This window comes from Thermodesulfobacteriota bacterium (genome assembly GCA_034189135.1).
Classification (GTDB): domain Bacteria; phylum Desulfobacterota; class Desulfobacteria; order Desulfobacterales; family JAUWMJ01; genus JAUWMJ01.
In genome coordinates this window covers 1-12,360 of sequence record JAXHVO010000027.1, presented here as the reverse complement: position 1 = coordinate 12,360, position 12,360 = coordinate 1, and the positions used below count along the sequence as shown (strand labels likewise).

The following is a 12,360-nucleotide window of genomic DNA, read 5'->3' as shown; positions in this document are numbered from 1 at the left end:
TGATTACAGGCAGCGGGTTGAAATGGTCAAGGACTTTTTGCAAAACAATCGAATGTGTTGAACTGTTAAAAAGCGATGAACGTCCAACATCGAACCTTCAACGCTGAATTTTGAATAAGACATTCTGCCAATTTATGACGGGTAGAGCACCTCGATTCCTCAGCATAGGTTCAACGATTTTATCACTCGATGTTCAAGCAATATTCAAACAACCAAATCATAGCCTTTCGATATGATTGATAATTTGTTATAGTTTACAGTGCCACAAAGTGTCTTATTTGAGCTTTTTACGACATCATCAAAGTTGAGAGTTGATAAAATCTTAACCCAGTTGTATATCAATAAAAGCCGAAATCTGAAAAAGATTATTATGCGGACATTTTCTAATGATTTTAAATCTTCCGGACAAAATAACACTGATTGAAGTGGGGCCAAGAGACGGTTTCCAGTTTGAAAAAAAAATAGTTCCCACCCATCTCAAGGATGAAATCATTTCCGGTCTCGTGGATGCCGGTTTCAAAGATATCCAGGTGACCTCTTTTGTTCATCCACAAGTGGTCCCTCAGCTGGCAGATGCCGAAGATTTATTAAAGAGCCTTCCCAGCATAAAAGACGTGCGCTACTGGGCGCTGGTGCTAAACGAGAAAGGAATTGAACGCGCTCAGCTTTCCGGTTTGCAGCATATAGAAATTTCAATATCTGCCAGCGACACCCACAGCCGGAAAAATGCCGGCATGCCATTTGAAACTGCCCTGGAAAAGGGAAAAGACATGATTCGGCTTGCACAAAAATACAAGATGAAGATACGCGCAGGTATTCAGTGTGCATTCGGCTGCGCTTATGAAGGCAAGATTTCTGAAGAACATGTGGTTAAAATTGCCAGGGATTTCCTGGAAACGGGAATTCACACCCTTGCCATCTCCGATACCACCGGTATGGCAAATCCATTTTCAATTAAAGGCCTTATTAAAAAATTGCTGCCCGAGGTCGATAAAATACCCGTTGTGTTGCATCTTCACGATACCCGTGGATTGGGACTGGTGAATGTGATGGCTGCAATGGAATGTGGGGTTGCCCGTTTTGATACCGCTCTGGCGGGCATGGGGGGATGTCCTTTTGTGCCCGGAGCCGCAGGAAATATCGCCACGGAAGATACGGCCTGGCTGATGAAATCGTTAAACATTGAGACCGGAGTAGATATATCAAAGGTTGCAAACTGTTCTCAAAAGCTGGAAACGTTTTTTAACAAGAAGTTCCCCGGTAAAATGCATCGCCTGATGAAAAAAAAACCACCATAACATATTTTTGGATATGGGGCTGTAATAAATCAAGCCCGCCAAAATCTATGAGTATAAATTTACAAACTGATTGTAAGGAAAATTCGAGGCAGTTGGCAATTGGGTTGCTAAACGACTGAAACTCTGGCATAAGTAAGCGATAACAAAAAAGTCAGTTTCCACCGGTATTATCCGACTCGCCGAAAATCCTATTTAAGCGCTCTCTTTTTTTAACGCTTACTCATACGTCTTTTCAATCAGCCGGTTTAGCCCTAATTGTGCACCGCCAATGCTTTTCGTATTTGCAAATGGCCGAACATATTTTTAAGGAGGTAAAAAAATGAAGTCTCGTTGCGAGGTCTGTAAATTACATAAATATGCTGAAAAGAAGCCCGGTTCAATAATCGCCAGGCTCTGGCAGTGGCACACCACGTGGTGTCCAGGCTGGAAGGCATACCAAAAATCCTTGGCAGAACAACATGAATCGTCAGCAAAAAATGAATAGTATTTTATGAATGCATGTATACGACATTTCACCAATACAACCTGTGACCGAAATTGAAAACACCAGAATCTGACAAAATAAAATTAGCCTTAAGTATATCCAGCGGCCTGTTACTGACAGGATCTTTTCCCAATGTCAATTTTAGCTGGCTGGCCTGGTTTGCCTTTGTTCCGCTGTTCATATCCTTAAGAGACCTGTCTTGGAAAAAAAGTTTCTTGCTTGGTTTTTGCACCGGACTTACCCACTATTTTACCCTGATATACTGGCTCATACATACGATGAGAACATATGGTCACCTCCCCTGGCATCTATCTGTAATGGTTCTCATTCTGTTTTCCGCCTATCTTGCACTCTATTTTGCTGTATTCTCAGCAACCATTTCTCGACTGCTGGTAAAACCTTCGGTTTTATTTTTAATGCTCCCTGTTTTTTGGGTTGGACTGGAGTATATCCGTTCATTTTTTTTATCCGGTTTCCCCTGGGAACTGATCGGCTATTCCCAATTTAACCAGTTGCATATCCTCCAGATTTCCGATATATTTGGAGTATATGGTGTTTCTTTTTTGGTTGTGCTGTCCAATGCGGCCATTTTCATCGGATTTTTATTTTTGAGCGGGCTTAAATGGCAGGATACAAAAATTACCATAAAGCTTGCTTTATTTTCTATATCTCTATTTTTATTTATTTTTATTATTGTCTGGTCCTATGGCGCACTGCGTATCGAATCGATTGACCGACTGGTGGCGAACTCTTCCTCAAAGCGTGTTACCATTGTACAGGGAAATATAAAACAGTCAGAAAAATGGGATCAGGCATTTCAGCTGGCAACCATAAAAAAATATATCGATTTATCTCATGCGGCGAAAGGACAAAAGACGGACCTGGTGGTGTGGCCGGAAACAGCCGCTCCTTTTTATTTTTTAAAAGACACAAAGCTTTCTCAGATGATCATAAAGGGAATTGCCGATATCCCAGCAGACTTTGTCATCGGCAGTCCGTGTTATGATCGCCGGAATCATAAGGTAGAATACTACAACAGCGCTTATCTGATCAGTTCTGCCGGTCACGTGTATGGCAGATATGACAAAGCCCATCTGGTGCCATTCGGAGAATACGTCCCGTTGAAGAGATGGCTTCCGTTTCTGGGAAAAATAGTGGAGCATGTCGGGGACTTTCGGCCCGGAAAAAAGGGAGACACCCTGCAGTGGAACACACACAAACTCGGTTTTCTGATCTGTTATGAAATTATTTTTCCGGATCTTTCCCGGGCCATGGCAAAAAATCGGGCGGCATTATTGGTAAATATCACCAATGATGCGTGGTATGGCAGAACCGGCGCTCCGTATCAGCATTTTTCCAAAGCCGTCTTCAGGGCTGTGGAAAACAGAAGAGCCCTTGTCAGGAGTGCCAATACAGGCATAAGCGGGTTTATCGACCCGGTGGGCAGGGTAACTGATTCGACCGAACTGTTTCAGGACGCGGTCAGGACAGACTCAGTTCCCTTGATAACCGAAACATCTTTTTATACCCGCTTTGGAGATTGGTTTGCCATCTGCTGCATGGGGCTGCTGCTTCTGGTTATACTGGCAAACCTTATGCGAAATGCAGGGAAGAAATAAAACAACAGGAGAAAATAACCATGTCCAGCGAACTTAAGCAGACCATAAAGGAATTTTACGATCGATTGGAACAGTTAAGAGGTTATCTTTGACATAGGGGGCAAAGAAAAAAGGCTTGCTGAAATTGAACATCAGATCAGCAAAGACGGATTTTGGGACAACCCGGATGAAACAACGGCCATCTTGAAGGAAAGAACATCCCTTTCCGCAAGAATAGAAAGCTTTAAATCGCTTTCCAACGATATGGAAGAAAATGAACTCCTTCTGGAAATGGCACTGGAAGAGTCGGATGAGGAAGCTCGAAAAGAAGTCAGTGCAAAGCTTGAAGAAATTGATGAAAGAATAAATAAGCTTTCCCTCGATCTCATGCTTAACGGCAAAGATGACCAAAACAATGCCATCGTTTCCATAAATGCCGGTGCGGGAGGAACCGAAGCACAGGACTGGGCCGAAATGCTCTTTAGAATGTATGTCAGATGGGTGGAGCGAAAAGGCTTTAAAGTCAATATGGTCGATTTTCAACCGGGTGATGAAGCCGGTATCAAAAGCGTGACTTTCACCGCCAGCGGAGAATATCCGTACGGTTACTTAAAAACGGAAACCGGTGTCCACCGACTGGTTCGTATTTCGCCATTTAACGCCAGCGGCAAACGTCACACCTCCTTTGCCTCTGTTTTTGTTTATCCGGAGCTGGATAAAGAAATTAAGATAGAGATTGACGATACGGACTTGCGTATTGATGTCTACAGGGCAAGCGGAGCCGGTGGTCAGCATGTAAACAAGACCAGTAGCGCGGTCCGAATTACACACATGCCTTCCGGCATTGTGGTGCAGTGCCAGCAGGAAAAATCACAGTACAGGAACAAAGAAATGGCAATGAAGGTACTTAAAGCCCGACTTTACCAGCAACAAAAGCAGAAACAGGATGATAAGTTTAAGGAAATACATAACAGCAAAGATGACATCGCCTGGGGAAGCCAGATCCGGTCCTATGTGATGCACCCCTATCAGATGGTAAAGGATCACCGGACAAACCTCGAGACAGGGAACGTGAATGAGGTCCTCGATGGCGGGCTTGACCCTTTTATCAAGAAAGCGCTTCTGGTGAGAAAAGCATAGTCAAGGTTGTTTACAGAAGGCAGGTTGTACAACCTTTTTTACCGAATAAGTGTGAATGGTTACACGTAAACCATGGACCCAATTGAAATTATAAGTAAGTATTATACTCCGGGATCAAAGCTGTTTGATATCATGGTGAATCATGGCCGACAGGTTGCAAAAAAAGCTCTTGACGCCGCAGACAAAGTACCTCACCTCAAGTGTGACAGGGATTTTATCAAAGAAGCGGCCATGCTCCATGATATCGGTGTTTTTCTGACTGCCTGGCCGAAAAAAGGCTGCTTTGGTAAACACCCTTATGTTTGCCACGGATATCTGGGCCGTGAACTTCTGGAAAAAAACCGATTGCCGAAACATGCCCTGGTATGTGAACGACACGTGGGTCTCGGCATTACCAAAGAAGAAATCATATCTCATCATCTTCCTCTTCCCCAGCGCGACATGTGCCCTGTTTCCATAGAAGAACAGATTATCTGTTATGCCGACAAGTTTTTTTCTAAAAACGGCCAGTTAAAAGCAACAGAAAAACCGGTTGAAAAAATCTTAAAGCGTCTTGAAAAATACGGCCGCGACAAGGTTCTGCGATTCCAATCGTGGGTAGATCTTTTTAGTTGAAAATCAAATAGTTGAGGGGTCGGGGAGTCTTTCAATCTCTAATCTGTTCGTCCGGGGAATAGCCCACTCGCCCCGCGTAAGTCTTAACAAATGATTACAATGTCTCGAAGCCGCCCCCTATCCTTTGCATTAAGCCCATACAGGCAGAAACGATCACTGCCGCCGTGGGAATCTTTCTATTGGGGCTGGTTCAAATCTAATCTCAGCGAGATAGCTACCGCACGTCAGTCCCCCGATAATATTGTTAAGACTTACGCGGGGCGAGTGGGCTATTCCCCGGACGAACCGCTGACAATCATTAAAGAGCTACTAGTTTACCAAAATGGCCCTTTGGGAAAAACTCCCTGAACCCTGAACTATTTGTTAGATCAGAAAAGCTAAAGCATCATTTCTCCCACACTTTAATCACTGATTTTACATCCACCGGCCGATCCACCAGACCGTATTTATGTGCAAAATCGGCAAATCGTTGCCAACGCCTTACATCGTGTTGCTGACTGTAACAAAAATACGGCAATGTCAGTTTAAATGCTTCGGTTTCGGTCCTTCGGTCGGCTTCAGGAACCGCTTTGAAATATTGCTCAAGCGCTTTTTCAGGATTTGCCCGGGAATACGCAATACCCCTGTTAACTGCGGTGGAAAATATTTTTATCGCCCTTTCTTTTTCTTTCAAGGCGGTTGCGCCGCATACGAAAATCAGTTCATCGTAATCCGGTATGCCCCACTGTTCCAGCTCAAAATAGCCGGCTTGATATCCCCTGTGCCGCATTGCAACAGTTTCATAGGTTTTAAACGGCCCCATAATCGCGTCGACTTTTCCTGCTGCCAAGGACTGTACTATGGTAAACCCGACATTTATGGGGGTGTAGTTTTTAATGCCGTTGATTCGGGCAAACGCCTTAAGCAGAACATCCATTAAACCCGGAACCGTGTAGCCTATCTTTTTGCCTTCCAGATCCGAAGGTTTGTTTATCCCTTTTCCTTTTAAAAAAAGCAAGGTGGTCAAAGGGTGTTCGATCAGGCGACCAACGACAGTGATATTTATCCCTTCTGAAGCGGCAATAATGGTCTGAGGCTGGTAGGAAACAGCAATATCCACACTGCCGGAAGCGGCAAGCTTGAGCGCATCTGAAGTGTCTGAAGGGCTCAGTATTTTGATTTCCAGTCCTTTTTCGGAAAAATATCCCTGCTGCCTGGCCACATAAATCGGAAGATGATCCACATTGGGAAACCAGTCGAGCATAACCGTGAGTTTTTCAGCAGCAACAGCGGAAAATGCCCAGAGGGATAAAAAAAGTACCACAACTGAAACGAAACATCCTTTTTTCATTATATTATTCTCCTTAACTTAAAAAATTATAATCAAAATAGATAAATGTTCATAGAACGTTGAAATTAGAAAATTGAAATTGGAAATTCAGTCTATATGTTTTTTGCCGTTGATGAACATTGTCAATTTTGGACCGAGTTTTTAACTTTTGTTATATTTAAAAAAATCGTGCCAGAACATATCTGATAACGCCTATGCCGGTTTGTATTCATCCATCTCTAAACTCGGTTCTGCTATCCCAAATTTCTACTTTCCAATTTCAAGTTTCAAGCCGTGTACAGCTACTATAATCTGCGGTACAAGATAGTGCATGACCGAAAACAGGAGTTTTCGTTCAGGCGGTATCTAATTATTTCCATTTGATAACCCTTTTTTCCAGAAAGCCGACAAGTATCCACAGCATCATTCCCATCACAGACAGCCACAGAATTGCGGCAAAGACCATATCCACTTTTAACCTTGCATTCGCCTGTATCATCAGATACCCGAGCCCCTTCTGCGCGCCTACCCATTCACCGATCACTGCACCGATGGTTGCCACCGAAACCCCCACCCTGAGCCCGGCAAAGAAATGGGGCAGGGCCCATGGCCAGTAAAGCAGGCGCATGGTTTTTAAAAATCGTGCCCCCATCAGCTGAAAAAGTACCCGATACTCCGAATCACAGCTTTTAAAACCTTCCAGCAGGTTAACGGTAATGGGAAAGAAGATAATCACCGCAGCCATAAAAACCTTGCTCGCAATGCCGTATCCGAGCCACACCACCAGAAGGGGGGCCACCGCAAAAACAGGAATTGCCTGGGACGCAACCAGAAAAGGAGCAATCGCCTTTTCTATTGAGGGATATGCAAACATGACCATGGAAAGAGGAACCGCCACAGCCAGAGAAATCAGTATTCCCGCCAGAATTTCGAGCGCTGTCACTCCTGCATGGGGTAAAAGAAGCGGTGCCCGAAAAATTGCAATTTTCAAGATGTTTACCGGGGCAGGTAAAATAAAGTCCGGTATATTTAAACTCCGGCACAACAATTCCCATACGGCAAGGATCACTAAAGCAACTGAAGATGCAATCAAACTAGATCGGTTCATTTTTCATATCTTTTTGTAACCGGCTGAGAACGTATTCTTTTATTTCAATCAACCGGTGGTCGCTGACACTCCGCGGTTTTTCATCTTCAAAGGTAAATTGCTCACGGATACGCATGGGTGGTGAGGTAAGCACCAGCAGTTCATCAGCCAGCAATAACGCTTCTTCAATATCATGGGTATTCATCAGAATACTCTTGTTAAAATCCTTCTGGAGCATTAAAAGCAATGATTGGAGACTTCTCCTGGTAATGGCATCCAGAGCTGAAAGAGGCTCATCCAACAAAACAAGATCGCGCTCAAACATAAGCGTACGAACAAGCGCACCCCGCTGACGCATTCCCCCTGATATTTCTCCCGGCATATAGTCTTCAAACCCGCCGATGCCCAGCCGCTCGAAGAGCGCCAGAGCCTTATTTCTCGATTGTTCAATATCCATATCCGCAATTCGTGCCGGCAACAGGGCGTTATCCATCAGGGAAAACCATGGCAAAAGCAAATCCTTTTGCTGCATATATGCGGCAGTTTCCCTCAGATGAGGCACCCTCTCACCAAACCAGAAGATATCACCGCTATCTATTTCCACGACACCGGTTAGTAAATCAAACAGGGTACTCTTGCCGCAACCTGATGGGCCGATAAGCACGGTGAATCCATTCTTTGGAACAGTCAAATTGAAATCTTCCAATATGGAAAGGCTGTTAAATCTTTTGCTTAAATTTTTAATCGATAGCATGTTAAAAGGCCGCATTCAGGTGATTTGGAAATACCATATAAAGGATATGCTTTGAAAACGGCGGAGGTGGGATAAAAAGGGTCATGAATTTATCGACTTTCCTTCGCCGGCATTATCCGGATCAGGTTCCAGGGGTCGAAACTAAAAGTCTCCTCTCAGCCGGTTTTCACCGGCTCCCCCAGCGCATTGATACCAATTTCTAACACTATCTTAAGGGCTTGTCAAACAAATATGCTATTCTACGCTGTCAATATAGGTGATAAAATATCCAACCTTGTCGAAGGCGGATCACATGTTACCGGGTAGTTTTCCAAAACATAGATTTAAAACTGATTAAACTATTAACCATCTTATTAAGAAAGCCCTATGGTATAAAAAGATGGTTTTGCTCTCAGTGCATTTGCCCGTAAAAACGATTGCATTACGGTAATCCTTTTACAACAAGAATGACTGTCTAACCACGGTCCTGTTTATCTTTAATTTTGTTCGATTGCCTTTAACTAAAAGTCTTTGTTCTTCAGCGACTTTATATGGTTTCTCACCGAAACTGTTTGATTTATTCATTATTTTATGAGAAAATATGAAAAATTAAACTTTTTAATCGATACCGCCTTCAACTCTCAAGTTTCAAACACCATAAGCCGATAATAATTTATATCTATCTCATGCATATGCAAACCAGTATAAAATAATCACTGTTAACCGCAACATCCCTGGTGAACATGAAAAAAAATTACACACTTGTTCAGGATCCCTTGTTAGCCGACGTCCCCATCTTTGATAACTATAAAGTTCTCGAACCGGTCTTGATATATGCCAAACTCAAAGAGGGCAATATGGGCGCCATATATAAGGGCCGACATCTGCGGCTAAATATAGACGTTGCGGTTAAAATTATGATGCTACCAGCGCAAGTTGAATCAGACGCTCGGGCAACTTTTACCAACCGCTTTATTCGCGAAGCACAAACTGCTGCCGGAATCATTCACCAGAACCTTATCCATGTTTTCGACGTTAAAGCACAACACGGAATTAACTACCTGATCATGGAATTTGTGGATGGAGAAACTGTTAATGAACGTCTTAAACGCATGGGGAAACTGTCCGAGTATCAAGCCTTTGAAATCGTAAAAGAGGCGGCCGAGGGATTGGCTGAAGCGCACGCAAGGGGCATTGTCCACCGCGATATTAAATCCGATAACATTATGATTTCCCGGGAAGGCAACGTCAAGGTCATGGACCTTGGACTTGCGAAAGCATTTGATAACAGACAAAATCAAGCCATGGAAAAAACTGTGGTGGGAATGATTATGGGAACGCCTTTTTTCATGTCACCGGAACAGACATATTCCTCTGATGTCGGCCCGAAATCTGATGTTTGGTCGCTGGGAGTGACACTTTTTAACCTTCTTAGCAATAAATTGCCATTTAAGGGCAAAAACATAGAGGACTTAATATATAAAATTCGCGAAAGTCCGTTACCGAATTTCAAACAACAGATACCCGGCCTGGCTGATGATTCATATAAAATCCTTTCAAAATCGCTGAATAAAGATAAGGAAAAGCGATATACTGATTGTAAAGCAATGGGAAAAGCAATATTCAGCCACGTGGAAAGACTGCAAAATAGAATGTCTGATTCTGCCGATTCGTTTAGGGAAATAGATATCCCTGTCACCAAAAAGGCTGTCCCTCCGGAACAAAACACACTGTTAAAAGTCAGCAAACTTTTAAAAATCAATGAAATGGCTGACAGTGCGGCACCCAAAATGTCTGACACCCAACCAACGGAAAAGACGCCGGAGAAAGATGGCGGTACCGCTGCTAAAGATGACAAACAATATGATAGCCTGCAGAAAAAAATATCATCATTACATTCACGTATTAATGATCCCCAATTCATTAAATATGCCAAAACCAACGCCAAAGAACGGTTACATCGCCTGTTAAAGCAAGCAACGACAGCGATAAACAACGAAAACTTTAATGAAACGGGATCTCATATTATGTCAGCTTCACAACTGCTTCTATCTGAGGAAGCGAAAGTTAAGGCGCGCATTAAAAATAAGCCTTTTATAACCCTTAATATAATCATTGCCGTCATTGTAATTGTCATTCCGGCCATTTTGTATATCGCCTATGAGTTGTTCTATATGTTAAAAGATTTCTTTTCTCCATAAAACCTGCTGCCTTTTTCCATGACAGCGACATGATCCTTTATAAGGGAAGAGAAAATTTAAATACCGTACCCTGTTCCTGTGATGTTGTGAAACTCACCTTCCCTCCTAGAATCTTTTCCCCAAACAATTTCATCGAATACGTGCCAATCCCTCTTCCAGCTTGTTCTTTTGAGCTAAAATTGCGCTGAAAAATTCTGTTGGTTATTTTTTGAGGTATTTTCTTTGAGTTCCACACAAAAAAAGAAAGAAAATGGTCTTCATGCTCAAGCCAAACCTTAACGACCCCCTTTTTAGCGGTGGCTTCCAGGGCATTTACGATCATGTTGCACAGCACGCGCAATAGCAAAGATAGATCTGTTTTGATTGAGACAACTGGATAACTTTTAGAAATATCAATATGTTTTCCATGCGCAACGGGATGACGGGCGAAAAAAAATTGAAGCTCTTTAAGAATCTGTTCAGTGGTAAACTCATTCCATATCGGCTGATAACTACAGGATTCGTTTTCCGACAAACATTGTTGAATATCAACTTCTTTGAGTAGACGCAAAGAAGCCTGATGAATGGTTTTTGCTAGTTCTGAGGGATGGTCTTCTACAAGCATTTCACTTGTTCCGACTATCAGGGATAGCATGTTGTTTATGTCATGGAAAAAGGTTCTTTCCAGTGCCGCTTTTTGTTGTTGTCGCGTAATATCCTGAAGAAATAATAAAAGAAACCTTTTCTTATTAATCGTAATTGGGTGAGATCTGACCAGCAGGGCTATATCTACTGTCTTGCCACCTCTCTTGGCTGACAGGGCGCAGATTCTTTCAACAGGTTTATCATGTCCCAGGCTTGACACGATTGCGATGGCGGCACCACAAGTAGAACAAAACTTGGTGGTGCCGCATCCGCCTGGTTCTTCGTCGGCGTGGACGCATTGTAACGCCTCACCCGGCCGTAACCCCAAAGCCTGCGATGGGTCCTCGATGCCCAGCATCTGTATAAATGAATCATTAAGAGCTACAATTTGCCGATGGTCGTCCAGTACGGCCAGCAGGCCACTGATTGATTGGAGCAGGGCGGACACAACCGGGCTCTTGCTCACAAAATCAATTTCAACAGCGAGTTCCTTTTCGGCCGTTCTTTCGGCAGGTGCAAAATAAGTATTCATTTGATATTGCCCTTATGTTCGGTTTTTAAAATAGATTAATGAAGCACCCTGCGGGCGATATCTTCCACCTCATCCACATCAAGCGGTTTGTTCAGGTAGCGGTAAATTCCATATCGGTTGGCTGTTTCAAAAAAGCTATCTTGAACAAGAGCGGTGACGATGACTACCTTTGCAGAAATGGCTTTTTTGCGGATGTTTTTTAGAACCTCCAGTCCGTTTGGAGCAGGCATTTTAATATCCAGAAATATAAGCCGGGGGATTTCCTTGCCGAGCAGTTCTATTGCTTTGGTTCCATTGTCAATCATAACCAGATTATATTCGTCTCCCAGCATGACATCAAAAGAATCTAAAATTCCCTGATCATCATCGACGACAAAGATGGATTCTTTGCTGTTCTTCATTTCGGATCTCCTGTTTGGGTATAAGTTAAATACTGTTTGCCATAAATATTTTTCGTTTTTTATACAACAAACTTAATAAGCAAAAATGATGCCACAAAAAGCAGGTGGTGATATAATAATCAGGATCATCTACCGATTATAGTAATTCTCAAAAATATGTTCCGTTTTAAATGAGGAAACTGTTTGAGTGTATTAGAAATTGTTAAGAAAGAACTTAAGTCATTAGTGTCCGGTTAAAATTTTATAAAAGCTTCTAACTAATTAATATAATACGATTTAGTGACGATATCAAGAGGGATCGATTTGAAATCAGCTTATTAGGCCTGATATTCCTTTCG

General features: G+C 42.8%; 10 protein-coding genes and 1 riboswitch. Of the genes, 5 read left to right on the top strand and 5 right to left on the bottom strand.

The genetic code is table 11. The annotated features are described in order from the left end of the window. The first annotated feature begins 386 nt into the window (after nucleotides 1-386). The 4 genes from SWH54_03775 to SWH54_03760 all read left to right on the top strand — a co-directional run bounded on the left by SWH54_03775 (nucleotide 387) and on the right by SWH54_03760 (nucleotide 5,135). On the top strand, nucleotides 387-1,298 hold the full coding sequence (locus tag SWH54_03775) for a hydroxymethylglutaryl-CoA lyase (GenBank protein ID MDY6790369.1): 912 nt from the start codon (nucleotides 387-389) through the stop codon (nucleotides 1,296-1,298). 537 nt (nucleotides 1,299-1,835) lie between these two features. Continuing rightward, nucleotides 1,836-3,401, top strand: a complete 1,566-nt coding sequence (gene lnt, locus SWH54_03770) for an apolipoprotein N-acyltransferase (protein MDY6790368.1) — start codon at nucleotides 1,836-1,838, stop codon at nucleotides 3,399-3,401. A 20-nt stretch (nucleotides 3,402-3,421) separates the two neighbouring features. After that, nucleotides 3,422-4,520, top strand: a protein-coding gene (prfB, locus tag SWH54_03765) for a peptide chain release factor 2 (protein ID MDY6790367.1) whose coding sequence is annotated in 2 segments (ribosomal slippage) — nucleotides 3,422-3,490 and nucleotides 3,492-4,520 — 1,098 coding nt in all. Because the reading frame shifts where the segments join, the coding sequence is not laid out codon by codon here. 72 nt (nucleotides 4,521-4,592) lie between these two features. Then, the gene (locus SWH54_03760; protein MDY6790366.1) at nucleotides 4,593-5,135 is read left to right on the top strand and encodes an HD domain-containing protein; all 543 of its coding nucleotides are present in this window, start codon (nucleotides 4,593-4,595) and stop codon (nucleotides 5,133-5,135) included. A gap of 385 nt (nucleotides 5,136-5,520) precedes the next feature. Here the strand turns inward: SWH54_03760 and SWH54_03755 are convergent, their stop codons facing one another. The 3 genes from SWH54_03755 to SWH54_03745 form a co-directional block, all read right to left on the bottom strand. Then, complete coding sequence (locus SWH54_03755) at nucleotides 5,521-6,465, bottom strand: ABC transporter substrate-binding protein (protein MDY6790365.1); 945 nt, start codon at nucleotides 6,463-6,465, stop codon at nucleotides 5,521-5,523. A 349-nt stretch (nucleotides 6,466-6,814) separates the two neighbouring features. After that, nucleotides 6,815-7,552: an ABC transporter permease gene (locus SWH54_03750; GenBank protein MDY6790364.1), complete on the bottom strand. Its 738-nt coding sequence runs from the start codon at nucleotides 7,550-7,552 to the stop codon at nucleotides 6,815-6,817. Next, on the bottom strand, nucleotides 7,539-8,285 hold the full coding sequence (locus tag SWH54_03745) for an ABC transporter ATP-binding protein (GenBank protein ID MDY6790363.1): 747 nt from the start codon (nucleotides 8,283-8,285) through the stop codon (nucleotides 7,539-7,541). The genes SWH54_03750 and SWH54_03745 overlap by 14 nt, the downstream gene beginning before the upstream one ends. A gap of 81 nt (nucleotides 8,286-8,366) precedes the next feature. Then, nucleotides 8,367-8,475: riboswitch (TPP riboswitch) on the bottom strand. Nucleotides 8,476-9,007: 532 nt separating this feature from the next. Here SWH54_03745 and SWH54_03740 point away from each other — a divergent pair. Then, a complete protein-coding gene (locus SWH54_03740; GenBank protein MDY6790362.1) occupies nucleotides 9,008-10,465 on the top strand; it encodes a serine/threonine-protein kinase in 1,458 nt (485 codons plus the stop codon). Between the two features lie 37 nt (nucleotides 10,466-10,502). Here SWH54_03740 and SWH54_03735 read toward each other — a convergent pair whose 3' ends face one another. Further along, complete coding sequence (locus tag SWH54_03735; GenBank protein ID MDY6790361.1) at nucleotides 10,503-11,621, bottom strand: PAS domain-containing sensor histidine kinase; 1,119 nt, start codon at nucleotides 11,619-11,621, stop codon at nucleotides 10,503-10,505. A gap of 35 nt (nucleotides 11,622-11,656) precedes the next feature. Next, a complete protein-coding gene (locus SWH54_03730) occupies nucleotides 11,657-12,022 on the bottom strand; it encodes a response regulator (GenBank protein ID MDY6790360.1) in 366 nt (121 codons plus the stop codon). Between the last annotated feature and the right edge of the window lie 338 nt (nucleotides 12,023-12,360).